The organism is Humibacillus xanthopallidus (genome assembly GCF_006717145.1).
Taxonomy (GTDB): Bacteria; Actinomycetota; Actinomycetes; order Actinomycetales; family Dermatophilaceae; genus Humibacillus; species Humibacillus xanthopallidus.
Genome location: NZ_VFQF01000001.1, coordinates 828,653 through 853,710, shown reverse-complemented (window position 1 = coordinate 853,710; position 25,058 = coordinate 828,653). Strand labels below are relative to the sequence as shown.

At 69.8% G+C, this 25,058-nt stretch carries 18 protein-coding genes and 3 tRNA genes; 9 read left to right on the top strand and 12 right to left on the bottom strand.

Annotated features, from left to right (window positions below):
* The first annotated feature begins 537 nt into the window (after positions 1–537).
* The 3 genes from FHX52_RS03825 to FHX52_RS03815 all read left to right on the top strand — a co-directional run bounded on the left by FHX52_RS03825 (position 538) and on the right by FHX52_RS03815 (position 4,615).
* On the top strand, positions 538–1,305 hold the full coding sequence (locus tag FHX52_RS03825; protein ID WP_185747069.1) for a hypothetical protein: 768 nt from the start codon (positions 538–540) through the stop codon (positions 1,303–1,305).
* 188 nt (positions 1,306–1,493) lie between these two features.
* Entirely contained in the window at positions 1,494–3,314 is a 1,821-nt protein-coding gene (locus tag FHX52_RS03820) for an NACHT domain-containing protein (RefSeq protein ID WP_185747068.1), read from the top strand.
* Between the two features lie 2 nt (positions 3,315–3,316).
* Positions 3,317–4,615, top strand: a complete 1,299-nt coding sequence (locus tag FHX52_RS03815; RefSeq protein ID WP_185747067.1) for a KAP family P-loop NTPase fold protein — start codon at positions 3,317–3,319, stop codon at positions 4,613–4,615.
* A gap of 433 nt (positions 4,616–5,048) precedes the next feature.
* Here the strand turns inward: FHX52_RS03815 and FHX52_RS03810 are convergent, their stop codons facing one another.
* The 6 genes from FHX52_RS03810 to FHX52_RS03785 form a co-directional block, all read right to left on the bottom strand.
* A complete protein-coding gene (locus FHX52_RS03810; RefSeq protein ID WP_141820054.1) occupies positions 5,049–5,723 on the bottom strand; it encodes a hypothetical protein in 675 nt (224 codons plus the stop codon).
* Positions 5,720–7,177: a type IV secretory system conjugative DNA transfer family protein gene (locus FHX52_RS03805; RefSeq protein ID WP_246069601.1), complete on the bottom strand. Its 1,458-nt coding sequence runs from the start codon at positions 7,175–7,177 to the stop codon at positions 5,720–5,722. Before FHX52_RS03805 ends, FHX52_RS03810 begins: the two co-directional genes overlap by 4 nt.
* Before the next feature lie 384 nt (positions 7,178–7,561).
* A tRNA-Val gene (locus FHX52_RS03800) sits at positions 7,562–7,636 on the bottom strand.
* A gap of 28 nt (positions 7,637–7,664) precedes the next feature.
* Positions 7,665–7,735 (bottom strand) — tRNA-Cys (locus tag FHX52_RS03795).
* A 29-nt stretch (positions 7,736–7,764) separates the two neighbouring features.
* Positions 7,765–7,837: transfer RNA gene (locus FHX52_RS03790), tRNA-Gly, on the bottom strand.
* Between the two features lie 110 nt (positions 7,838–7,947).
* Positions 7,948–9,084, bottom strand: a complete 1,137-nt coding sequence (locus tag FHX52_RS03785; protein ID WP_141820050.1) for a YihY/virulence factor BrkB family protein — start codon at positions 9,082–9,084, stop codon at positions 7,948–7,950.
* Positions 9,085–9,176: 92 nt separating this feature from the next.
* Here FHX52_RS03785 and FHX52_RS03780 point away from each other — a divergent pair, with 92 nt between their 5' ends.
* Complete coding sequence (locus tag FHX52_RS03780) at positions 9,177–10,817, top strand: acyl-CoA dehydrogenase family protein (protein ID WP_141820049.1); 1,641 nt, start codon at positions 9,177–9,179, stop codon at positions 10,815–10,817.
* Between the two features lie 17 nt (positions 10,818–10,834).
* Here FHX52_RS03780 and FHX52_RS03775 read toward each other — a convergent pair whose 3' ends face one another.
* Positions 10,835–11,794 (bottom strand): polyphosphate kinase 2 family protein, encoded by a 960-nt coding sequence (locus FHX52_RS03775; RefSeq protein WP_141820047.1) that lies wholly within the window; start codon positions 11,792–11,794, stop codon positions 10,835–10,837.
* Between the two features lie 77 nt (positions 11,795–11,871).
* Here FHX52_RS03775 and FHX52_RS03770 point away from each other — a divergent pair, with 77 nt between their 5' ends.
* The gene (locus tag FHX52_RS03770) at positions 11,872–12,624 is read left to right on the top strand and encodes a dihydrofolate reductase family protein (protein ID WP_141820045.1); all 753 of its coding nucleotides are present in this window, start codon (positions 11,872–11,874) and stop codon (positions 12,622–12,624) included.
* Between the two features lie 29 nt (positions 12,625–12,653).
* On the opposite strand, the gene FHX52_RS03765 is transcribed toward FHX52_RS03770, so the two are convergent.
* Entirely contained in the window at positions 12,654–13,826 is a 1,173-nt protein-coding gene (locus FHX52_RS03765; protein ID WP_141820043.1) for an alpha/beta hydrolase family protein, read from the bottom strand.
* Between the two features lie 130 nt (positions 13,827–13,956).
* Between FHX52_RS03765 and msrB the strand changes: the two genes are divergently transcribed.
* Together msrB and FHX52_RS03755 are read left to right on the top strand one after the other, a co-directional pair.
* Positions 13,957–14,421: a peptide-methionine (R)-S-oxide reductase MsrB gene (gene msrB, locus FHX52_RS03760; protein ID WP_141820041.1), complete on the top strand. Its 465-nt coding sequence runs from the start codon at positions 13,957–13,959 to the stop codon at positions 14,419–14,421.
* Positions 14,422–14,452: 31 nt separating this feature from the next.
* On the top strand, positions 14,453–14,833 hold the full coding sequence (locus tag FHX52_RS03755) for a DUF1707 SHOCT-like domain-containing protein (protein WP_141820039.1): 381 nt from the start codon (positions 14,453–14,455) through the stop codon (positions 14,831–14,833).
* Positions 14,834–14,869: 36 nt separating this feature from the next.
* Here the strand turns inward: FHX52_RS03755 and hemQ are convergent, their stop codons facing one another.
* Together hemQ and hemG are read right to left on the bottom strand one after the other, a co-directional pair.
* Positions 14,870–15,571 (bottom strand): hydrogen peroxide-dependent heme synthase, encoded by a 702-nt coding sequence (gene hemQ, locus FHX52_RS03750; protein ID WP_141820037.1) that lies wholly within the window; start codon positions 15,569–15,571, stop codon positions 14,870–14,872.
* Between the two features lie 34 nt (positions 15,572–15,605).
* Complete coding sequence (gene hemG / locus FHX52_RS03745) at positions 15,606–16,985, bottom strand: protoporphyrinogen oxidase (protein ID WP_141820036.1); 1,380 nt, start codon at positions 16,983–16,985, stop codon at positions 15,606–15,608.
* 222 nt (positions 16,986–17,207) lie between these two features.
* Here hemG and FHX52_RS03740 point away from each other — a divergent pair, with 222 nt between their 5' ends.
* Entirely contained in the window at positions 17,208–18,581 is a 1,374-nt protein-coding gene (locus FHX52_RS03740) for a DUF4349 domain-containing protein (RefSeq protein WP_141820034.1), read from the top strand.
* A 44-nt stretch (positions 18,582–18,625) separates the two neighbouring features.
* On the top strand, positions 18,626–22,255 hold the full coding sequence (locus FHX52_RS03735; protein ID WP_141820032.1) for a CHAT domain-containing protein: 3,630 nt from the start codon (positions 18,626–18,628) through the stop codon (positions 22,253–22,255).
* On the opposite strand, the gene murJ is transcribed toward FHX52_RS03735, so the two are convergent.
* Both murJ and hemE read right to left on the bottom strand, forming a co-directional pair.
* Positions 22,252–23,934 (bottom strand): murein biosynthesis integral membrane protein MurJ, encoded by a 1,683-nt coding sequence (gene murJ / locus FHX52_RS03730; RefSeq protein ID WP_246069600.1) that lies wholly within the window; start codon positions 23,932–23,934, stop codon positions 22,252–22,254. The genes FHX52_RS03735 and murJ overlap by 4 nt on opposite strands.
* The gene (gene hemE / locus FHX52_RS03725; RefSeq protein WP_246069599.1) at positions 23,931–25,001 is read right to left on the bottom strand and encodes a uroporphyrinogen decarboxylase; all 1,071 of its coding nucleotides are present in this window, start codon (positions 24,999–25,001) and stop codon (positions 23,931–23,933) included. The genes murJ and hemE overlap by 4 nt, the downstream gene beginning before the upstream one ends.
* Positions 25,002–25,058: the final 57 nt, after the last annotated feature.

Below are 25,058 nucleotides of genomic sequence, written 5' to 3'. Positions count from 1 at the left end.
GAGACACCCAACCACGGACACATCGGGACACATCAACCGATACTACCCGCGGATGGACACCCAACCCGGGGTAGTCATGGGAGCCATGACCTCGGCTTATGTGGCGCGGATCACGCCCAGACAGCGAGCGCGGCCCTAGACTCACTTCAAAGCGTCGACCCACCTCCCCGGCACCCCAAAGAGCGAGCGTACGTTGAACAGAGGTTCCTTCGCGGCGGGACAACCATGAAGGGCGCCTGGCGTGATGTAGTCGGCGCAGAGGATTTGCGCGCCCCGGACTGCCCCATACCTAGGGTTGGCGACCGCGTCACTTGGTATCAGGCTACGCTCCGCTGTGATGGTGAGGTTGTCGCCCACGACGCGCAAGGGTGTGCCGTGGTGGAGCCATATCACGGTGGAGTTGCGAGTCGACTGCCCTTTCAATCGCTGCGCTTGACAAACGCGTCGGAGGTAGCGGGTCCGATATGGGCTCGCTTGCCACCGAACGCTGCCATATATAGGCCGACAGAAACGGATTCAAAAACGTTGCGCGCCGTCATGGGGCGCATGATACCTCCAGGAGTTGCTCATTGGGATTTGACGCAAGAGATCTGGCATCGGGGATTTGAAGTATTCCTTTCTGGTCAAACCCTACGCCAAGTGGTCGGCGGGCAGGACGTGTTGGACGCAGAATTTGTGACGACCATGCCGGTGGACCGATTGAAGAATCTACTCGAAGATATGTATGGAAACGAGGCTCTGACGGCCGGGATCCTAGATTGTCAAAACGGAAGGTTGCGCGTGGGTGGGCGCCCTCGCACGGCGGACCCCACGGCAACAATACGATTGTTTCGCCAGGACCGCCCCGGATCGGCAGACGCCCTGTTTGGAGCGAGCTTTGAGCGGGATTTGGCATATTGTGATTTCACATGCCACTCAATGTTCTACGAGCCTTCCAATGACGTCTTCATCGACCCTTGCGGTCGAGCCCTTGCCGACGCGGAATCCTTGCGCATTGCGCCAGTATACGAGGCTGCGCGCTTGTCGGCTGCCGACCAAGCGATAATGGGTTTACGGGTGATACATCTGCGTCGGACCGGATATTCGATAGACAATGATTCCGAGGCGCAGGTGCTGCAACTCGTGGGCTACCTTCCAGCCTTCACTCTTGGCGAAAGAGCCGCGCATTTGCAGGCTCAAGTTTTTGGCGGAGCAGAAACTGTTAGTGAGTTGCTATGGGAAGAAGTCCATCGCACCTTCTCCGAACTTGGACTTGAAGAACTCTGGGGCCAATGTGTTCAGCCCTGTAGGGAGCTTCTGCGATGAGCGGACGGAATGGCTCCATGGTAAAGATGCACGAACGGCCGGACGGATCAGAGGTAGCCATCGTCCGTTTGCGTAAGGCGGACGGTCGATTTAGGGCGTCGGAGGGCCCCGGGCCGTCAACAGATCCCCTTCTCGCAAAGGCCATGCGCAGACTTCTTGCGATCACATGCACCAGAAGAGTGGCCACCGTGGAACTGCAAGGCATGATCTACTCCTCGCTGGTCTACCAGAGCATGGACGACCCGGGCATCGCATTTGTGGAGACCGACCGAGACGGTGTACCACTCGACGCACCTCGCGGACATTGGGGTGGCTTGAGCGAGAGATTCAGGCTCGAAATCCAGTCCGCCTGCCGAGAGAGTGATGCCCTCACGCCTGACACGCGAATTTCTCTGGACGAGTGCTTCGTTCCTCCAGTGTTCGACCTCTACGACTCGTCAACCACCCCTACCGTTGTTGGCTGGGAGAACCTGCGAGACTTTGCTCGCGTGCATCTAACCGGGCCGCCCGGTTCAGGGAAGACGTCATGCCTGCGTCGTCTCGCGTTAGAGGCTTCAGAGTGGGCCGACACGCTCCCCCTGTTCCTACAGCTCAGAGAGCTCACGCCGGAGGCGTTAACGATCGCTGGCCTAGTGCGTCTCGTTTCCGGGCAGGGAGAAAATCCGCGAACTGAAGACATGGAGGCACCTCTGGGAGGCGCACGACTCCTCCTGCTTCTGGATGGTCTGGATGAGGTTCCTACTCTCGAGATGCGAACAAGGATATCCGATTCAATCGCCTCTCTCTGTGCTGCACTGCCGAGAATGCGGGTGCTCGTCACATCCAGGTCGACGTCAGGGCTCGACTGGCTGCCTGGCTTCACGCACATGACGATTAGGCCAGCGAACGACTCATGGGTTCGACACTGGCTTCTACTGTATTTCTCCAAGCGCGGTGACCCTGCGGCTGCCAATGATGTTGGTTCCAGGTTGGCTCTGGATCAAGATCTTGCCGAGTTATGCCGATCTCCGCTTCTGCTCGCCCTAATAGCCTCGTCATACAGGCACTCGCCACGCTCGCTAAATGACCGCGCCGCCTTTGTAGAAAATTGCGTGGGCACCTTACTCACAGACTGGGACTGGGCCCGAGAAGTAAGCCGATGGAACGAATCGACCTATACACCGCGCCAACTGTTGGTGATCCTTGGCGAACTGTCATTACGGCTGGTTTCGCAGCAACGGAACGTGTTCACGCGCAATGACATTCTGACGTCGCACTTTGCTTCACGTCTCGATTCATCTGCGCTTACGATAATCGATACGTGCCAAAGCAGTGGCTTGATCCGCAATGCTGGCCATGATAAGTGGCAATTCTCACACCAAGCCTTCCAGGAATACCTGGCAGCAAACTGCTTGGTGTCCATGACCCAGCACACGCTTCTAGATCTCGAAGATCGCGTCGACGAACCACAGGTACGCCGTGCGCTTGGGCTGTCCTGCGCCCTTGCTAGTGACCCGGACGATCTACTGATGTCGATGATTTCGCATGGCGACAAATCACCTGAGTCGGCTGAGTCGACGGTGCTGCTACTGGCGGAGGTCTTGGGACAAGAGTCGTCTGCGTCCCAAGCAATCCTTCAACAATGCGCAGACCTAGTTGTTGAAGGCGTCGATAGACAGCTGAGGAACTTCGTTCACGTTAAGGCCCGGTCGGCTCAGACGAACACGGGACGAACCGGGAATTCCATTCGCTGGCAGCGCACCCTCGAGGCCAGCTTCATCCAAGAAGACAGGTTAGAGCGCTTTGGCGAGGCCACCTTCTTGTTGCGGCGTGCCTGCTTCGGACCCAGCGCCAGCCTTCTAGTGAAGAGCGTCTCAAGGATCGATTCCGAAGATACATCCGCGTACTTCCGGGCTCTCCGAGCCCCTGGGAGACTTGCCGTTGAGAAGATCGTGGTCGGTGACAGCCTTGGCCTCGAGATCGCGGTCCACCCTGGTTTGGACGCGAAAGCCGGGCCTCGAGGGGGATGAAGATGGCGACCGACGCGCGTTTCTATTCCGACGACCCTATCGATGCGACCCCTGAGAGGGTCGACATGCTGGACCGAAAGGTGTACGCCGAGCGCGTATGCGCGCTGCTTGAACGAGTCCACCGCGCAAGCGAGTCGAGTGTTCTTGGCCTCATTGGGCCATGGGGCTCTGGCAAGTCTTCAGTGCTATTGATGATTCGGGCCTGGGCGCGATCGCGGTCCGACTGGACCGTTTCAGAGTTCAACCCTTGGACATATTCAGACCTGCATTCGATGCTATTGGGCTTCTTTGATGAGCTCACCGCGGCGCTTCCGGATGGGACTCGTCCGGGTGATACGAGGCGACAAATCGGGCGGTTCATCGAGAAGATCAGCCCTCTGGGGTCTGCGGGTGGGATTCTTGGTGTAGATGCGCAATCGGCGCTTAGCGCGTTAGGGAATTTTGTCAAGGGTGATGCGACCGCGTCAGCGGAGCGTGCGCGTATGGACGAGTTTCTGAGGTCGCAGGACAGAGCCGTGCTTGTGTTGATTGACGATCTCGATCGATTGTCGCCGATGGAACTGCTTCTCGTCTTCAAACTCGTACGGTTCCTTGGACGACTTCCGAATGTGTATTACATCTTGGCGTATGATGAGAAGACGCTATTGGACGTGCTATCCCTCACCGAGTTGTGTGGTGGGGACGGGGCCAGGGCTCGAGATTACTTGGAGAAGATCGTTCAGTTGCGACTCGATTTGCCGCCGCTCTCGCTGGGCTCCGGACGAGACCTGTTGGACGCGGGAATTCGGGATATTCTTCCGCACGGGTCATGGGAAGATGATCGAGGACTGGCCCTGCGCTTCTGGGCCCTTTATCCAACGTGCCTTCGAGATTCGTTAAGGACTCCCCGAGCAATCAATCGCTACTTGGCACAGTTGGCGGCCTTCTGGGATGCTGAATCAGACTCAATAATGGATTGGTTCGATTACGCACTGATTACGTTCTTGCGGACGTTCGCCCCGTTAGTCTATTCCCTTGTCTGGCAAAGCAGGGATTTCGTTGTAGCGGTGAATCCTGTGGATTCGATCTCGCGTGGTCCGGAGAGCGAGTACTCGCGCTTCATTGAGAAGTTGGGCAACGCTGCAGCTTCCTCAGGTGATATCCCTGTCGATAGGCTTGAGACTATGCTGGGAGAAGTTTTTCTTCCTCTTTCGACCACCGGCGGCGGCCGGATCACGAAGGCGCAGATTGAAGGGGTTAAGGTGAGAGGCGGAGCGGGAAGTCTGGAGTCTTTTGATCGCTATTTTTCATTTTCGAAATAGAGACCAGTCGTTGGGTAGCGACGGCTGCATAACAATATGCCCGAGCAGGTCGACGCGGGGGTCGTGGAAGGGTTTGGGGGCATCGGGTACTTCATCGGCCGGCGTTTCGAGCCTGATCGGGGTTTGGTGAGTCGTCGATCTCGCCCGGTGGTGCCGAGATGTGGAGCTGCGACGCCCCTGGGCCAAGATTTCTCGGCCCCTCGCTCGTCGTGAAGTCCTCGGTTGATGCGCCCGGACGCACCTTGCTTGGGCACCGCGGCGGGGGCCCATCTGGGCCGGTAGGCAGCAGGGTCCCCGACACGCCCTAACTGGGCGGTAGGGGCGCCTACCCCGGGCGGCGGATTCGCGTCCGTCTCATGTCGCTGTAGGGGCCGCGCGAGGCGATTCGCTTCTTGCTGCGTCTCAGGGGGCCCTCTGCGGTCGCCGTGGTTGCTCATTCATCGCCGTCGCCGAGGATCTCGCCGGTCTCGAGGTCGACGACCTCGGGGGTGAGGTGTCCGGTGTCGACGAGGTGCAGTCGCAGGGTCTCGCTGGGGTCTCGGCGCGTGCTCTTCGCGAGGGCTTCGTCGTTGGAGAACGCGGTGTCGCGTTGCTGGCTGGCGTGCTCGGCTGCGTGGCGGTTGTGGCGGCCGCGGGCGGGCCAGTCGCTGTGTCCTTCTTCGCAGTGGTCCTTCAGGCGGGTCCGGAGTCGTTCGGTGAAGGCGGGAAGGGAGTAGCGGTGCCATTCCTCGAGGGCGTCGCTGGTGAAGCCGAGGCCGGCGCGGCGGCGTTGGTCGGCCAGAACGGCGATCTCGTGGACGAGGTGAGGATGCTGGGGCCAGCAGGGCGGGATGATGCCGACAACGTCCCAGACGTACTCGACGTTGAGCCAGTCGACGACCTGGTCGAGCCAGGTCCACAGCTCGCGCCGGAGCTGAGGTTCTCGGATGCTGGTCGGGTCCCACGGTCGGGGCAACATCCGTAGGTCGCCGAGAGCCTTCTTCTGCTCGGCGGTGCCGGTGGCGGCGAGGTGCAGCTCGCGGTAGCAGTGCGCCAGCCCGCGGCTTGGTTCCGAGAAGGGGCGGACCATGGGGGTCGGCGGGAACTGGGGCTCTGTGGTGACGCTCATCGCCGCACCGTGAGGGTCGGCGTGATGTTCGGAGCGTTGGTCGTGTCATTGGACAGTCCGTGGCGTCGCGCTTCGACGAGTGCAGCAATGGAGCGGGCCGCGGGGGTGACCACCAGCCGGCGTCCCTCCCCCACCTTGGCGCGTGCTGCGGCCTGCTCGGTGAGGAGCTGCCGCCCCTTGGGTCCGTCGACGCACCGGTCTAGGGCGGCGATGATCGGTTTGCCGTTCTCGGCGACAACGAGGGCGTGCCGCTCCTGGAGCTGGCGGACCTCGGCGCCGGTGAGAATAGGGATGTCCTCACCGGCGACGTTGCGGCCGCCCCGGTTCCCGGTCTGCCAGCTGGTGCGGGCGACCCGGACGGGCCCGAGGAGGTCGCTGATCTCCTGGTTGAACGCGACGTCCTTGGAGCCGCCGAAGAGGATGAGGTTGTTCGTCAGCCCGAGCAGTGTCCGGGCTTCCTGGTCGCCGAAGATGGCGGAGAGCTGCGGGCGGGTCTGCGCGGCCCAGATGAACGAGATCCCGAGGGCGCGTTCGTTGGCCATCCGGGTGCGCAGCGTGGGCAGCGGTGCGGTGGAGGGCAGCTCGTCGAGGCAGGCGAGCATCGGCGGGCAGAGCCTGCCCCAGCGCGACTGGTTCGCGGCGGCGAGGGCGGTGTCGAGGACGTGCTCGGCGACGGCTGTCATCAATGGGGACGCGCTGGCGTAGGGGTCCTCTCGTCCGAGCAGGTAGATGGTGCCGCGCCGTGCGATGACGTCGGCGATGTCGGTGGCGGGACGTCCGGGGCCGGGGACGCAGCGGCGCCGGATCGGCTCCTGGAAGAACAGGCTCATCGTCTGCTGCACGGTGGTGATCGTGTTCCCGGCGGTCCGGTCATCGCCGCGGAGCGCCCCGAACAGCAGCCCGTGCCAGAACGGTGCGGCGTGCGGGTGCTCCCGCAGGATCTCCGTCGGGTCCGTGGCGCTGAGCGGGTTCGCGACCCAGCGCAGCACGTCCTGCAGGGTGCGGCCGGTCAGGGCGGCCGCGTGGAAGTAGGCCTGCAGGACCTTGGCGGCCTCGGCCGCGTAGAACCGGGCGGCGTCGTCGCCGTGCCCGCCGGCCACGGCGCCCTTGACGCTGCCGGCGGTGAACGCCTTCGCGCGCCGCTCGGCGAGCATCGGGTCGACGCACCCATCGATCGGGTCCCACACCAGCTCGGGCAACCCCGTGGCTGCGCCGAACGGGTCGAGCACGACACACGGCCGGTCGTCAGCGGAGCGGGCCGTCAGGCTCAGCAGCAGGTCGTCAAGCTTCGTCAGCGTGACCAGTGCCGCGCCGGGAGCCTGCAGCAGCGCGGGGATCAGCGCGTCGAGGGTCTTGCCGCTGCCCTGAGGGCCGATGACCCCGGCGGTGCGGTCCCACGGCACCCACAGATGCCCGCCCCTGGGCTGGAACGAGCTGCCCAGCCGCCACCCCACGTCCGTCGGCTCGAACCGTGACCTGGACCAAGACCGGGACCAAGACCGGGAGCCCGACCGTGGCCCTGAACCTGTCGGCTGCGGTCCTGTCGTCATGCCCGGTCCCAGCCAGCACTGACAGGGTCGGACGCCCGGGGTAAGGCATGCCGCAACCCTACGGACCGCCGCCGCGCTCGTCGCGCCGAGCCAAGCGTTGTCTAGCGGCGCAAGAAGTCGGGGCCCACATCTCATGGCGCGTGGCCGCGGTCCACGGCTCATGTGGGAGGCCGGCCGGCCTGAAACGGCGCACCCGCTCGCCGTCCCCGTGGTCCACGTCTGGTCCACGACGGCGAAATGAAGAAGGCCCCTGAACCGCGTTTCCGCAGTTCAGGGGCCGTTTTCCGGTGGTGGGCGATACTGGGTTTGAACCAGTGACCTCTTCCGTGTCAAGGAAGCGCGCTACCACTGCGCCAATCGCCCTGGGTGTTGCTGTTGTGGTGCTGTACCGAGGTGGAGACGGGATTTGAACCCGTGTACGCGGCTTTGCAGGCCGCTGCCTCGCCTCTCGGCCACTCCACCGTGGAAGGCAAGTGGAACTATTGCCTCCGAGCGGACGACCGGGCTCGAACCGGCGACCTCAACCTTGGCAAGGTTGCGCTCTACCAACTGAGCTACGTCCGCGGGAACACCAGCGGTGTAACCTCCCCGCTCGTGCTTGGTAGACATTAGCGGATCGATCTGCGACATACAAAACGGCCTCGGCACACGGGCAACGCGCCCCCGAGCCCCGCTCAGTCGTCCTGACGGTGGCTGCGCAGCGCCGCCTCGCCGGTATGCGGCGTGTCCCCCGCGCGCTCGTCGCTCACCGGCTCCGCAGGCCCACCCGAGTGCCCACCCGAGTGCCCGCCCGAGTGCCCGCGAGCGTGCCGCTCCACCTGTCGCACCACCTGCTGCTCCGCGTCGGCGAGCTCGTCCTCGATGGCCACCTGGAGCACCGCCCGCTCGCTCCACGGGTGCCAGTGGACGGCGCTGCTCGCCCCGTCGCTGAGCACGACCGGCCAGATCGTGCGCGTCGCGGCGTTGAGCCCCGACCCGATGAGGATCGCGATGGCGAGCGCGTAGAGCCAGATGAGCAGCACGATCGGTGCGCTGAGCGGTCCGTAGATCGTCGACCCGCCGAGCGAGGCCTCGAGCGAGACGCGGACGACGTAGGAGGCGGCCAGCCAGATCGTCATCGCGAGCACCGCGCCCGGGATGTCGCGCACCCACGGGCCGCGTCGCGGCGTCGACACGTGGTAGAGCGAGGTCAGGGCCAGGACGCTGACGACGAGGACGGCCGGCCAGTAGAGGTAGCGCAGGAAGTCGAGCTGTGGCGGCAGCCACCCACTGATGATGCTCGGGCCAAGCAGCACGATCGGCAGCAGGACGATGCCGGCGACCGTGCCCACGGTGTAGAGCGACAGGGAGAGTGCCCGCAGCTGGATGATCCCGCGAACGTCCTTCTGCCCGTACATGATCGACACGGTGTCGATGAAGACGTTGAGGGCGCGCGACCCCGACCAGAGCGACAGCAGGAAGCCGACCGACACGAGCTCGGGGCGTCCGCGCGCGAGGACGTCCTGCACGGTCGGCACGAGCAGCTCGGTGATGCTGGCCTCGGTGAGGAACTGGGCGGCATACGACTGGATCTCGGCGACGACCCGCGACACGGCGTCGGGCCCGATCCATGCGCTGACGTAGCCGAGGCCACCGAAGAGGCCGAGCACGAGCGGCGGCAACGACAGGAGCATGAAGAACGCCGCCTCGGCAGCGAGCCCAGTGACCCGGTAGTCGAGGCAGACGTCGATCGTGCGCAGCGTGAGGCGGGCCGCCGTCATGCCGCCCGGGACCCGCTCCAGGGCGGCCTGAAACCTCGCTCGCGCACTCATCAGCCCCGAGGCTAGTGGGGGCCGGCGAGGGTGACCGGTGCGACACGGGGAGGCAGGCCCCGCCAACCGGGCCCGGACCTAGGCTCGGGAGGGTGAGCACACACGAGGTGACCAACCAGGTGCCCCCCTTCGCAGGCCGCGACCTCCTCGCCGACGACCCCGCGCTCGTCGAGGCGCTCGAGCGCTGGGGCGGCGACGGAGCCACCGAGCAGCTGCGCCCGCTCGGCCGGCTCGCGGGCTCGGAGGGGGCCCAGGAGCACGGGAGGCTCGCCGACACCCACCGACCGGTGCTGCGGACCTTCGACAGCCGCGGCAACCGCATCGACGAGGTGGAGTTCCACCCCTCGTGGCACTGGCTGCTCAACCAGGCGGTCGGCGCGGGCCTGACCGCCGGCGCGTGGACCGAGCCCCCGGCGAGCGGCGCCCACGTGCGCCGCGCCGCCGGCTTCGCCGTGTGGTCGCGGGTCGAGGCGGGCCACGGCTGCCCCGTCTCGATGACGTATGCCGCGGGGTCGGCTCTGCGGCACCACCCCCAGCAGCGCGACCGCTGGCTCCCCGCCCTCGCGAGCCGCACCTACGAGCCCGGCATCCGGCCTGTCGCGTCCAAGATGGGCGCGCTGGCCGGCATGGGCATGACGGAGAAGCAGGGCGGCTCGGACGTGCGGGCCAACACGACTCGGGCGGTGGCGACACCGGGCGGACCCGTCGAGGGCGACACCTACCGCCTCACGGGCCACAAATGGTTCTGCTCAGCACCGATGAGCGACGTCTTCCTCGTCCTCGCCCAGGCCCCCGGAGGGCTCACCTGCTTCGTCGTGCCGCGCGCCCTCGACGACGGCAGCCGCAACGCCTTTGCCCTGCAACGCCTCAAGGACAAGCTCGGCAACCACTCCAACGCCTCGAGCGAGGTCGAGCTCGACGGCACGTGGGGCGTCCGTCTCGGTGACGAGGGGCGCGGTGTGCGCACGATCATCGACATGGTGAGCGCGACACGGCTCGACTGCGTGCTCGGCTCGGCCGCGACGATGCGTGACGCGGTCGCGAGGGCGGTGCACCACGCGCGCCACCGCTCGGCCTTCGGGGCGCTGCTCGTCGACCAGCCGCTCATGCGCAACGTCCTCGCCGACCTCGCGCTCGAGGCGGAGGCCGCGACGGTGCTCGGTCTGCGTCTCGCCCATGCCTTCGACACCGGCGAGAGCGACCTCGCCCGCCTCGGCGTCGCCCTCGGCAAGTTCTGGGTGTGCAAGCGGACCGCGCCGACGGTCGCCGAGGCGCTCGAGTGCCTCGGTGGCAACGGCTACGTCGAGGAGAACGGCCTCGCCCGGCTCTACCGCGAGGCGCCGCTCAACTCCATCTGGGAGGGCTCGGGCAACGTGAACGCCCTCGACGTCCTGCGTGCCGTCTCGCGCGAGCCGGCAACGCTCGAGGCCCTGACCAAGGAGCTCCACCGTGTGCGCGGTCGCAGCTCCGAGCTCGACGGCCATGTGGACTCCGCTCTCGCACAAGCCCGCTCGCTCGACCCGACGTCCGCCGAGGCGGCGTTCCGTGCCCGCTCGGTCGTCGAGGCGCTCGCTCTCGCCCTGCAGGCGAGCCTGCTCGTCGAGCACTCCCCCGGTCCGGTCGCCGACGCCTTCGTGGCGAGCCGCATCGCCGGCCGACGCGGCCACACCTTCGGCTCGCTCGATGTCGACCTCGCGACGTCGACCGGCGCACTCATCGAGCGCGCCGGCTGACGGTCACGAGGCCGGCCTCAGCTCTCGGCGAGCCGCTTCTTCTCCACCTCGATGTCGAAGTCGGCCGCGGGCCACGTGAGGTTCATCGACCGCAGCGCCTCGAGGAGGAGCTGCTGCACGGCGAGCCGGGCATACCACTTGTGGTCGGCCGGCACGACGTGCCACGGTGCGGCGACCGTGGACGTCTTGTCGAGGACAGCCTGGTAGGCCTCCATGTAGTCGAGCCAGTGGCTGCGCTCGTCGACGTCGCCGGGGTTGTACTTGTAGTACTTGTCGGGCCGGTCGAGCCGCTCGAGCAGGCGCTCGCGCTGCTCCTCCTTGGAGATGTGCGTCATCACCTTGATGACCTTCGTGCCGGACCGGTCGACCCGCCGCTCGAAGGCGTTGATCTGCGCGTAGCGCTTCTGCCACACCTCGGGCGGCACGATGTCGTGCACCCGCACGACGAGCACGTCCTCGTAGTGCGACCGGTCGAAGACCCCGAGCTGCCCCGCCGCGGGCAGCGCCTTCTCGACGCGCCACAGGAAGTCGTGGGCGAGCTCCTCGGGCGTCGGCTGCTTGAACGCGGTGGCTCGCACGCTCTGCGGGTTGACTGAGATGACGTGCCGCATGAGGCCGCCCTTGCCGGAGGTGTCCATGCCCTGCACGACGAGCAGCAGCGCCCGCTTCGAGCCGGCCGTCGACTCGGCGAACAGCCGCTCCATGAGGTCGGACAGCTCTGCGTGCCCCGCCTCGAGGGCCGCCTCGCCGTCCTCCTCGTCTCCGTCGAAGGCCGGGGTCGATCCCGTGTCCACGTCGACGAGCGAGAAGCCCTTGCCGACGCGCAGCGCGTCGGCGAAGCCGCCGAGCCGCGCGCCGTCCTCGCTGATCTCCTCGCGCGCGTCGGAGACCTTCTCCGCCTTCTTGGCAGCCTTCTTCGCGCCCTTGCCCGAGGAGTCCTTCAGCTTCTTCTTCTTGTCCTTCTTGCCCTTGCCCATGGGGGTCATCCTGCCGGACCGCACCACCTCGGAAGGGGATCCGCCACACCCGACCTCGCGGACGGCATACTGACCCGATGCGCCTGCTCGTCTCGGGGTCCCCCGCCGTCTCCGCCCCTGCCGACCTCGACGCCCTCGGCGACGCAGCGCTGTATGCCGTCTACGCACCCCCTCGCGAGCCCTGGCTCCGCGCCAACATGGTCAGCTCGCTCGACGGGTCCGCGACGGGCGTCGACGGGCGCTCGGGAGGCATCAACACAGACGCCGACCACGTCGTCTTCGAGCTGCTGCGCGCCCAGAGCCACGCGGTGGTCGTCGGCGCGGGCACCCTTCGCGACGAAGGGTATTCGCCGATCTCGGTCGACGAACGCTGGCGTGGCCTGCGGCAGGGCGACGGCCTGCCCCCCGGCCTGCCCCTCGTCGCCGTCAGCAACCGCGGCCAGGTCCCGCCACGGCTCGACGGGGTCGACGACGGCTCGGTGCTGCTGGCCACAGCGGCGTCAGCACCGGGTCTTGCCGAGGCCAGGTCGAGCCTCGGAGATCAGCACGTCATCGTCTGCGGCGACGAGCGCGTCGACCCCGCTGCGCTCGTCGAGGCCCTGGGTCGCCGCGGCTGGACGCGGCTGCTCACGGAGGGCGGCCCCTCCTGGCTGTCGACGCTCGTGGAGCACGACCTGCTCGACGAGCTCTGCCTCACCGTCGCACCGACCCTCGTCGGCGGCGACCACCCCCGGCCCCTCAGCGGCGCCGACGTCGCCGTCGACCTCGACCTGAACGCGCTGCTCGAGCAGGACGGCACGCTCCTCGGCCGGTGGCTCACCCGCCGCTGAGTCGCGCTACGCCGCGCGTCGCACCGGCGTCACACCGACGCGAGGAAGTCGGCCACGGCCCGCTCCCACCGCACCGGGTCCTCGTTCCACTCCCGGCAGTGCCGGGCCACCTGCCACCGCTCGAACCTCACGATGTCGGGTCGCCGGCCGGCGATCGCGACGGCCGGCCCGATGGGCACGAAGTCGTCGCCGTCGGACGCCATGACGAGCATCGGCCGGGTCAGCTCGTCGGCCCGGGCTACCCAGTCGGTGCGCGCGACGTCGAGCGGCTCGTGCACGCCGACGAGGCGACGACTGCCGCGTGAGCCCATGAGGTCGGTGGCCATCCGGGCGAGCGGCCCGGGCACGCGGTGCACGCGCGCGTGGTGCCGCAGCACGACGCCCCAGTCGAGCACGGCCGAGTCGAGGCACACCCCGACGACGCGTTCAGCGAGCGGTGACCGGTCGAGTGCCTGCAGCACGACGGCTCCCCCCATCGACCAACCCATGAGGACGATGCGACGCGCACCGTGCGACACGGCATACCCCATCGCCGCCTCGATGTCGCGCCACTCCGAGAGGCCGAGGTTGTAGCGCCCGTCGGGGCCCGGAGGCGCGTCGCGGTCGTTGCGGTAGGCCGCGACGAGGCTCGTCCAACCCGCCCGCCGCAGCACGGGGACGGCGCGCAGCGTCTCCTCCTTGCGGGCGCCACGGCCGTGCACAAGCACCGCCCAGTCGCCCGTCGCGGGCACGTCGGGGTCGGGCCGCACGACCCACCCCGGCAGCCCGCCGACGTCCGAGAGCACACTGACGTCCTCCTCGGGCAGGCCGAGGCTGACCGACGGGCGGTCCCAGTAGAAGTACTGGTTCCACCGGGCGGGACCGGGAGCGAGCTCTCCGCGGTCGACCGCGATGAGCTCACGGGTGACCGTCATCGCGTCCTGCAGGAGCACCTGCCCGACGCGCGCGTGGCCGAGACCGCCGGCCAGCCAGACGCCGTAGCGACCCGGTCCGGTCGTGTCGAGCGTCGCTGTGAAGGTCACCGAGTCGGCGTCGCGGTCGAGGATCATGACGTTGTCGGGCTGGAGCTCGTCGGGGGTCAGCACCCGACGGGCGAAGTAGGCCGCCGCCGCCACGGAGCCGGCGGCAGCACCCACGGCAGACCCGCTGCCCACCGCCGCGGCGACGAGCGCGGGCCGCGAGACCACCTTCCGCCACTGCACGGGCCCCATCGTCGCAAAGACCGTGCCCGCACCGCCGCAGGTGCCCACCGCGGCGAGCCGGGCACGCCCGCGCGCCTCCTTCTCGCGCCCTGACGGGCACAAAGTCGGCGCCCGTGGCGTTGGTCCGGACATGAGCGACAAGACGACCTCCAGCAAGCCGTATGCCGTCCAGCGCAGTGAGCAGGAGTGGCGCGAGTCCCTGACCCCCGCCGAGTTCAAGGTCCTGCGTCAGGCCGGCACCGAGCCCGCCTTCCGGGGTGAGTACACCGACACCAAGACGCAGGGCGTCTACTCGTGCCGCGCGTGCGGCGCCGAGCTCTTCCGCAGCGACACGAAGTTCGAGTCGCACTGCGGCTGGCCGTCGTTCTACTCCCCCCTCGCCGGCGACACGGTCGAGTATATCGAGGACCGCGCCTTCGGGATGAAGCGCGTCGAGGTGCGCTGCGCGACCTGCGGCAGCCACCTGGGTCACGTCTTCGAGGGCGAGGGCTACGACACGCCCACCGACCAGCGCTACTGCATCAACTCGATCTCGCTGCGCCTGCAGCCCGACGAGCAGCCGAAGCAGCAGGGCGACCCGTCCACGTCCGCCTGAGACCGCGCGCCCTCTCGCCTAGATTGGGAGCATGAACGGCGACGGGGACATCCGCATCGGGACCCGCGAGCGCGACGACGCGCTCGCGGCCCTCGAGGTGCATCACACCGCCGGGCGGCTCGACGCGTTCGAGTACGAGGACCGGCGCGGCCGGGCCCGCGACGCGGTGACGCGCTCCGACATCACGGCCCTCTTCGCCGACCTGCCGGAGCCGCAGCCCCGTTTCGAGGCAGACCCGGCCCGCCGCAACCTGCCGGCCCCGCGGCCCGCCACGTCTCACCGCCGGCTGAGCTCGACCCTGAGCGCCCTCGCCCCGTTCATCGGCATCGCCGCCTTCGCGCTGACGCGGTCCTGGCTCGCCCTGCTGCTCATCCCCGCGATCGTCATCATCGCGAAGAACCTCGACAGCTGACCCGAGGCGGCGCCTGCAGCCCCGGCCACGTGGGCGTCAGCGCAGGTTGGCGACGAGGTGCGCCGGGTCGACGAGGGGGCCGGTGAAGAAGGGAATCTCCTCGCGCACGTGCCGGCGAGCCCCCGAGGCCCGCAGCTCGCGCATGAGGTCGACGATGCGGTGCAGCTCGTCGGCCTCGAAGGCGAGCAGCCACTCGTAGTCGCCGAGCGCGAAGGACGCGATCGTGTTGGCCCGCACGTCGGGGTAGTCCCGCGCCATCTGCCCGTGCTCGCGCAGCAGGTCGCGGCGCTCCTTCTCGTCGAGCAGGTACCACTCGTAGGACCGCACGAACGGGTAGACGCAGACGTAGCGGCGGGCCTGCTCGTCGGCCATGAAGGCCGGTATGTGGCTCTTGTTGAACTCCGCCGGGCGGTGCAGCGCAGCGTTGCTCCACACCGGCTCGAGGTGCTGGCCCACCTCGGTGCGCAGGAAGCCGTGGTAGGCCGACTGGAGCTGCTCGATGGTGGCCGCGTGCCACCAGATCATGAGGTCGGCATCGCCCCGAAGCCCGGCCACGTCGTAGAGGCCGCGCACGACGACCCCCTGCTCGGCGATCTCGGCGAGGAACGCCTCGAGCTCGGAGAGGGCCTTGTCGCGGTCCTCGCCCAACGGTGTCGCCGAGGCGAAGACCGACCACATCGAGTAGCGGATGGTCTCGTTGATCTCACGCATCTGTGCCGGAGTCAGTCGATCGCTCATGAACCCATCATGACAAGCGCCCCTGACCGTGCCCTCAGGGGGTGAGCAGCGCCCGTGCGGCCGCGCGTCCCGAGGCGATGCAGGCGGGGATCCCGACCCCGTCGTATGCCGCCCCGGCCAGGGTGATCGTCGGCGGCAGGTCGCGCCGGGCGACCTCGATGACGCGTCGGTGCCCGACGGCATACTGCGGAAGTCCCCCGCCCCAGCGCTGCACGTGGGCGGCGACCGGGTCGGGCAGGTCACCCACGACCTTCCGGAGGTCGGTGAGGGCGGTCTCGACGAGGACGGCGTCGTCGTGCTGCAGCGAGGCCTCCTCGCCGTGGCGACCGATCGAGGCGCGCAGCCAGGTGCGGCCCGGGTGCGCGTCGGCGAGCCACGGCCACTTCGTCGTGCTGAATGTCGCGGCCTTGATGGTCAGGCCCTCGACCGGTGGCACGAGGAAGCCGCTCGTGCCCGCCAGGGCGTCGGGCCGGCCGTCGACGGCGAGGGTGATGATCGCCATGGACGCGTAGTCGATGCGGGCGAGCTGCCCGGCCGCCGTGGGTGCGATGTCGGTGAGCAGGCGCGCCGTGGGGTGGGCTGGGACGGCGATGACCACGGCGTCGTGTCGCTCCTCGACGACAGCGGTCGTCGGACCGGCCCCGACGACCCAGCCGTCGCCGTCGGGTCGCAGCTCGCGGACGACAGCGCGCGTGCGCACCTCGACCCCGGCGTCGAGCAGGGCAGCCTCCAGCGCGGGCGGCAGGGTGCCGAGACCGCCCACGAGCGTAGCGAAGACGGGCAGGACGGCGGTCGGCGCCGACAGCGCGGCCAGCTGGGCCTCGCGCGCGACCTCGAGCAGCGAGCGCCCCTCGTGGGCAGCGCGGCTGAGGGCGGGCACGGCCATGTCGAGGGAGATGCGTCGGGCGTGGCCGGCATACACGCCGGCGAGAAGGGGCTCGACGAGCTTGTCGGTGACCGCGGGCCCGAGCCGGACGTCGACGAAGTCACCGACCGAGACGTCGTCGGCCGTGAGCGGGGCGAGCGGCTCGTCGGATAGCCGCTGCACCTCGGCATCGGTCAGCAGGCCGCGCACCGACTCGGGGTCGGAGGGCACGCCCATCACGGTGCCGGACGGCATAGGCCAGCGCCGGCCACCCGAGACGATCGTGGCCCCGACGGCGGCCGGGTGCGTGGTGCGACCGTCGACCCCGATCTCCTCGAAGAGGGTGAGGGCCTCGGGGCGGCGGGCGAGGACGGACTCGGCGCCCACGTCGACGAGCGCTCCCCCGACCTGCTCGAGGCGCAGCTTGCCGCCGACCCGGTCGCTGCCCTCGTAGACCGTCACCGAGATGTCGGTGTCGTGCCGTGCAAGCTCCCACGCGGCCGCCAGACCGGCGATCCCCCCACCGATGACGGCGACCTTCCTGCGCATGCCACCACTGTGTCACCCGCCGATGTCACGACCGCTCGCGGGTCCGCGACCTCGTACCGGGCTCGGGCCGGCTCACGGAGGTCGAGAGGTGCCGGTGGTGGGAGGTGCCTGTGGTGGGAGGTGCCGGTGATGGCGGCTGCAACGTTCGCGCAGTGCCGCGTGTCTTGATGGTCAGAAGCGGTGTGACAGCAGGGCCCCGCCGCCCCCGTGAGAGGGACTCCGATGACGATGACGACCAGCCCGGACAGGACGACCACGGGCGCGTCCCAGACCTCGAAGCAGAGCTCGGTGCAGGGCTCGTCTCAGAGCCCGTCGCAGGGTTCGACGAGTTCATCGGCGCCCGTCGTGGGTGGCGCCGGGGCACGTCCGCCCGGGGAGGGGCGATCGTGGCAGGACCGCGCACGATCCTTCGGCAGGGCGCACGGTCGGGCCATCGCGATCACCCTTGTGGCACTGGCCGTCATCGCGCTCGCCGTCCCGATCGGCCTGGCCCGGCTGTCGGGCGGTGGCGGCTCGGGGTCGGAGGCCTCGACCGCCGGCGCGCCCGCGCAGGTCCAGCGAGACGCCAGCGGCGCGGCCGGCTCGGCTGGAGCGCCCGGCCTGTCCGACTCCTCAGGGTCGGCAGGGTCGGTAGCGGGCAGCGGCACGCCCGAGTCCCCCCAGGCGTCGAGCGACTCCGCGAAGACGGCGGGCGGCGCCCTCCTGACGCCGCAAGCGGCCGCCGCCCTCGATGCCACGAAGATCGCCCGCACGGCATGGATCGGCCTGCAGGTGACGGACCTCGCCGGCTCGGCGGGTCAGGCGCGCATCATCGCCACCAGCGCCGGCGGCACGGTGCTCAGCGAGGACGTCGTCACGGCAGTCGACCCCGTCGGCGCCGCGAAGCAGGGCGCCTCGGGGACGGGCCCGGACGGCATACCGTCGACGGGCCTCACGGGAGTCACGGGCTCTTCGGGCACGTGGGCTCCGGTCGGGCTGCACCAGGCACGGCTGACCCTCAGCGTCCCCGCCGAGAAGCTCGACGGCGTGCTCACCCAGCTGTCAGCGCTCGGCACCGTGTCCTACCGCTCAGCGCAGGCCGAGGACGTCACCGCGACCTACATCGACACCCAGGCGCGGATCGGACCGGCCCGCGACAGCATCACTCGGGTGCGGGCCCTCATGGCCAAGGCCACCGACCTCCAGCAGCTGCTCGTCCTCGAGAGCGAGCTGACCCGTCGCCAGTCCGACCTCGACGCGCTCACCCAGCAGCTCGCCGACCTCGACAAGCGCACGACGATGTCGGAGGTCACCGTGACGATGTGGACCCCGGCCGCCGCAGCCGTCGTCGACGAGGGCAGCGGCGTCGTCGGTGGTCTGCGCGGCGCGTGGGAGGCGCTGCTGACCTCGCTCACCGTCATCCTCACCGGCCTCGCGGTGCTGCTGCCCTGGCTGCTGCTCATCGGGCTCGGCGCCTTCGTCACCCTGCGCGTGGTGCGGAGGCGCCAGCGGACGACGGGCGCCACCCCGAGCGTCGCAGCCGCGACCCCGGCCGCCCCGACGGCCGCGACCCCGGCACCGGCGGCTGCCCCGACACCGCCGTCGTCGACGGACTGAGGCCCCTATCCTCGGGGGAGCAGGACCCGACAGAGCGAGGACGCATGCCCGGTCACCCGATCGACGTCATGGTCGACGAGCTGGTGCGGGCTGCCGTCCGCGTCGCTCCGCGGCTCGAGGGGCCGCTGCGCCGGCTGTCGGCCGGTGACCGGCACGCCGCGGCCCACTCGCTGACCGACACGGCGACCGACCAGGCCGACGAGGCCGCCGTCGCAGCGGCGTTCGCCCGGTTGGCGCGGCTGCTGGCCCTGGTCGCACTGCCGGACGGTGGCGCCCGGCAGATGGTGCAGCTCCCCGGGTCGGTCGGTGAGGTCGACGCCGACCTCGAGCAGGTGCTGGGCGCCCTCTCGCTCGCCTCTCCGCCGGTGCGCACCCTGTGCGAGCTCGCCGCCCTCGAGGTGCCCGGGCTGCTCCAGTGGCAGGCGATGCTGCCGCCCGACAACCCGTGGGCCGGAGCTCTCAGCCTCGCCGTCCTCGAGCAGGTCGCGACGGCCGGAGCCTCGCTCGTCAGCTCGGCGGAGAGCATCGACCCGCGCACGGGCCAGATCGCCCGTCTCTGGCTGGCCGACATCGACCGTCGAGCGGGTCGACGCGAGCAGGCCCTGGCAGCCGCGCGTTCGGTGGAGGCCGTCGCGGCCGACGGCGAGGTGCGGGGCTACGTCGAGATGCTGCGCGGCGACTGGGCCGCGGCGCCGCTGAGCAGCCCTGCGGTGTGGAACTGCTCGCTGCAGCCGGTCATCGGGCTGGACGGCAGCATCGGCGGCCTCGAGGACCGTGAGGGCGCCGTCGCGCTCGACCTCGTCGCCGCCGAGCAGGCGTGGGACCGCGCCGCTGCGCTGCTCACCGGGCCGACGTGGACGGCACACCTCGCCCTGCGCCGCACCTGGCTGCGCGCGGCCACGGGCGATGCGGCGGGTGCGGTCGAGCAGGCGGAGACGAGCCTCGCCGCCTACCGCGCTGCCGGAGACCTTGCCGGCAGCGCCGCCGCCGCGACCCACCTGGGTCTCGCTCGCCTCGCCGCCGGCCGCCTGCCGGCCGACACCGCCCTCGCCGCCGACACCGCGACAGGGGTCGGCGAGCGCACCGGCGCGGCAACCGTGCTCGGGCTCGCCCAGCTCTGCTCGAGGGTGAGCCGCCTGTGGCGCCTCTCCGCCGTCGCCGCCGAGCCGGCCCTGGCCGCCCTCGACCTCTCCGAGGCGCTCGCCCGCCCCGCAGGCATCACCGAGCACCTGACCCGGTGCACGATCGACCGCGCCCAGGTGCTCGCGTCGGTGGGCTCGACCCGCCGCGCCCGCCTCCTCGTCGAGGAGGCCATCGCCGGTCTCGGCGCAGCGACGTCGGAGGCGGCGACCTCGGCCGTCAGCACCGAGCTCGGCCTCCTGCTGATGCAGCTCTACCAGATCGCCGTCGTCGACAGGGACGGTGCGCAGATGCGCGCCGTGGCCGAGCGCTACCACTCGACACCGTCCGTGGTGGCGGCTCTCGGCGCACAGCTGCCCGCGCCGGGCAGCGACGCGGTCGCCCTCGTCTATGAGGGAGAGCGCCGCAGCGAGGAAGGCGACGACGAGGGGTCGACACGGCTGCTCGACGAAGCGCTCGTCCTGGCGACGACGGACCACCCCGGGGCTCTGCTCGCCGTGCGGGCGAGCCGGCACGAGTACGCCATCGCCGCAGACGTCATGGCGGCCGCGGTGCAGACGCAGCTCGCGGCGAACGCGGCGGGCGTCCTCGGCATCGGCCCCGGTGCGGGGGTCGATGCTGCCGTGTCGACCCTGCCGGCGGAGGCCATCGCGTCGATGCTGGCCCTCCAGCGTCGAAGGCTTCTCCTGCAAGGCTTCTCGGCCCTCGTGCGACTGCGCGAACCCGACCGAGCCGCACCCCTGCTCGCGGAGCTCGAGGCGTCGGCGGGCGGCGCGCCGTGGTGGTCCGGCGTCGCCGACGAGGTCGAGGCCCGACTCGCCGCCGGGCTGCTCAGGGAGGGGCAGGGCGACCGGACAGCCGCCTCGGCCGAGCTCCTGGCCGGGCTGCGCGCGGCAGACCTGCGCCGCAGCACGATCTCCGACGACGAGCTGCGCACGGCTGTCAGTGGTCAGGTCGTCGTCGCCGACCTCGTGCGCACCGCCGCCCGGGTCGCCCTCGACGACGGGCGACCCGCCGAGGCAGCCGAGCTCGCGATGCGCGGTCAGGCCCGAGCCCTCGTCGACCTCGTCTCCGGCGGCGCGGCCCGTCGCCGGAACCCGGCGCCCAACCCTCCCGGTCCTGCCGGCTCTGCTCCCGATGACGCCGACGACGCGGTCGCCGCCTGGCGCGGCGCGAACGCCGACCTCGAGATCGCCAGCCGCCGCCTGCTCTTCGCCATCGCCGCAGACGCGGGCCCGGACGCGTTGGCCCGGCTCCGGGCCGAGCGCGACGAGGCGCAGCAGGCCGCCCGGTCGGCGCAGGACCACCTCGCCGCTCTCGACCCCGACCACTGGCGCACGGTGAACCCCGCCGCAGCGCCGGTGTCTGTCGAAGACGTCAGTGCAGCACTGGCCCCCGACGCCGTGCTGCTTCAGCTGCTCGTCGCGGCTGGCGAGGTGCTCGTCTGGGTCATCGGGCCGGCCGGGGTCCTCGCCACCCATCACGCGCGCGACGTGTGGTCCGTCGCAGGGGCGGCGAGCCGTTTCCGCGCCGCCTGCGCCGACGGCCTCCCCGCCACGACCGACGCCGAGGCGCTCTCCGAGCAGCTCCTCGTGCCGGTCGCCGACGCGTTGCGCGCCGCCCGCGAGGTCGTGGTCGTCGCCTCGGGCCCCACCACCGGTATGCCGTTCCACGCGCTCCCGCTCGACGGGGTGCCCTTCGGCGACCAGCATGTCGTGCGCTACCTGCCCAGCGCCAGCCTCGTGACCCTCGCCGGCCCGTCCGACGCCGGTCAGGACCCGGCCTCCTGGGAGGGTGCCCTCGTCGTGGGCGACCCCGATGCGATGAGCCTCACCGACCCGGTCTCCGGGCTGAGCGCGCCGGCGCCCCCGCTCCCCGGTGCGCGCGTCGAGGCAGCCCACGTCGCCGCCGTCCTGCCGGACGCAGAGCTGCTCCTCGGCCCGGCGGCGACCGAGGAGGCCGTCCGCGCAGCGTTCGGCTCCGCACCCGTCGTGCACCTCGCGACCCATGGCCTCCTCGACCGCGACAACCCGCAGGCCTCGTGCGTGCTCCTCGCCGACGGTGCTGCGCTGGAGGCGGCCGAGATCGCAGGCCTCACCCTCCGTGCCCGCCTCGTGGTGCTCAGTGCCTGCCACTCGGGCGAGGGCGGCCCGGCCGGAGGCGACGAGCTGCTCGGCCTGGCTCGAGGCGTCCTCTCGGCCGGGGCCAGGGCGGTCGTCGTGACGCTGTGGGCCGTCGACGACAGGTCCTCCGCCCTGCTCATGGGGCGTTTCTACGAGCGCCTCCTCGCCGGTGCCGACACGGCCACCGCCCTGCACGAGGCGCAGCAGTGGCTGCGGGGGCTGAGCAGCGATGCGGCCCGGACGGCATACGGCAGGCTGAGCGAGGAGGTCTCGACCCGACCGGACGTGGATGCGGCGGCGGCGACGGACCGGCGGGTCTCACCCGTGGGCACGTCGCGCGACGTCGTGCACGGTCCGGTCGGCTATGCGCACCCACGGCACTGGGCGGCGTTCGCGCTCGTCGGCGGCTAGCGCACGAGGCGCTGGCGCACCATCGTCGAGAGGTCGCGGATCTCGCGCACGTGCAGCGCGTGGGCGAGGCCGAGGTAGATCGAGACGAAGACGAGGCCGACGAGCCCGATCTCGAAGCTCGCGGCGAACATGCGCTTGAGGATCGTCGACGAGCCCTCGATCGTGCCACCGAGGATGGGTTCGAGCACGGTCGTCGCGCCCCACGCGACGAGCCCGGCGACAGCGGCAGCGAGCCCGATGCGCGACGCCGTCACGAGGACGGACGACAGCCCGAGTGCGCCGATGCGACGCCGCAGGAGCATCAGCCCGGCACCCGAGCTGACGATGTTGCCGATGGTCTGGCCGAACGCCATGACGCCGATGGCCCAGACCGGGTTGACGAAGAGCGTGAAGAGCCCGGCGAGGAGGCTGATGCCGGTGAGCAGCACCTGCATGGTGACCGTCGGCCGGCCGTCCTCCAGGGCGAAGAACATCCGGTAGCAGAGCAGGTCGATCCCGAAGGGCACAAGCCCGAGGATCATGATGACGAGCACCGAGGCGGACACCTGGACCGAGCGCGGGTCGAGGCCGGGGTTGAGCAGGGCGACGATGGGGCCGGCCAGCACCATGACGAACGCCATGATCGGCACGTTGGCGACGAGCGGCATCGTCAGGCCGGTGCGGAAGTCGCGCTTGAGCGAGTCGTCGTCACCCGAGGCCGCGGCGGCCGAGAAGCGGGGGAAGAGCGCGGTGATGATCGAGACGGTCACGAAGGCGTGCGGCAGCATGAAGAGCGTGAAGGCGACGGCGTAGGCGGCCGGACCGCGCACGATGTCGTCGAGACCGAGCTTCTCCCCCGACGCCGTCGCGTTGTTGAGCGCTCCCTGGCTGATGAAGAAGCCGAGCTGCGAGATCGCGAGACCGTAGAAGGCCCACATCGCGAGCCGGCTCACACCGCCCAGCCCGACGCCCCGGATACCCCAGCGGGGCCGGTAGTGGAAGCCCGTGCGGCGCAGCGCCGGCACGAGCGAGAGGGCCTGGACGATGACCGACAGCGTCGCCGATCCGGCGAAGAGCCAGATCATCGGGCCGGTCCACTCCTGCGGCGTCCGAGGCTCCGGCACCGCCTCGCCGCGGGCGTGGTTCGGGAAGAGCACGATGAACAGGAGCAGGCCCGCGACCGCCACGACGTTGGCGAGGAACGGCGCCCACGCGAAAGCCCCGAAGCGACCTCGGGCGTTGAGGATCTGACCGAGGAGCGCGAAGAGCCCGTAGAAGAAGATCTGCGGCAGGCAGATGAGCGAGAAGGCGAGCGCGAGGTCCTTGAACTCCGGCGAGGAGTTGCGTGCGAGCAGCCACACGAAGCCGCTGGCACCCGCCATGACGGCGACGGTGATGACGGCCATGCCCGTGAGCGCCACCGTGATGACGCGGTCGGTGAACTCCTGGCCGCCGTCCTCGAGCTTCATGGCCCGGGCGAGCGACGGGATGAGCACCGCGTTGAGGATGCCGCCCGCGGCGAGCACGTAGAGGACATTGGGCAGGGTGTTGGCGAGCGAGAAGGCGTCACCGGCGAAGGAGGCGCCGATGATCGCCGTGATGAGGCCGTTGCGCACCACCCCGAGCACGCGCGATGCGACGGACCCGCCGAACATCGTGAGGCTCGAGCGGGCGACGGAGGGTGCAGTGGCCAACGTCATCGGCGGCTCGAGCACTCGTGGACGAGCGCGGTGACGCGCGTCAGCACGTCGGGGTCGACCTCGGGCAGCACGCCGTGCCCGAGGTTGAAGATGTGACCGGGCGCGTGACGGCCCTCCTCGACGATCTCGCGCACGCGGCGCTCGAGAGCCTCCCAGGGGGCGAAGAGCAGCGCGGGGTCGAGGTTGCCCTGGACGGCATACCCCGGTCCGAGGCGGTCGACCGCGTCGGTGAGCGACGTGCGGTAGTCGACGCCGACGACCTCGGCGCCCGCCTCGCCCATGAGCTGGAGCAGCTCGCCTGTGCCGACGCCGAAATGGATGCGCGGCACGTCGAGGTCGGCGACCTTGCCCAGCGCGACGGCGGAGTGCGGCATCGCCCGAGCGGCGTAGTCGGCCCGCGACAGGGCGCCCGCCCAGGAGTCGAAGAGCTGCACCGCGCTCGCACCTGCCTGCGCCTGCACGCGCAGGAACTCACCCGAGATCTGGGCGAGCCGGGCGCAGAGGGCGTCCCACAGCTCGGGGTCGCCGTGCATGAGCGCCTTGGTGAGCACGTGGTTCTTCGACGGGCCGCCCTCGACGAGGTAGGACGCGAGCGTGAAGGGGGCGCCGGCGAAGCCGATGAGGGGCGTCTCGCCGAGCTCGGCGACGAGCATCCCCACGGCCTCGCTGATGAAGGAGACGTGCTCCGGCGTCAGCTCTTCGAGCTGGTCGAGGTCGCTCCACTGCCGGATCGGGTGGGCCACGACGGGCCCAACACCCGGCACGATGTCGAGGTCGACGCCGATGGCCTTGAGCGGCACGACGATGTCACTGAAGAAGATGGCGGCGTCGACGCCGTGCCGGCGAACCGGCTGCAGGGTGATCTCGGTGACGAGGTCGGGCCGCATGCACGACTCGAGCATCGGGATGCCCTCACGGATCGCGCGGTACTCCGGCAGCGACCGCCCGGCCTGCCGCATGAACCAGACCGGAGTGCGCTCCACCGGCTCACGGCGCGCAGCCCGCACGAGGTCGCTCGTGCGGGTGGGGCGGGTGGGTCGGCTGGTGGTCTGGACGGGGGTCGGCACCGGACAATCCTGCCACGGGGGCGCGACTCGCCCCGCCACGCGCCCGGCGCGCCCTCG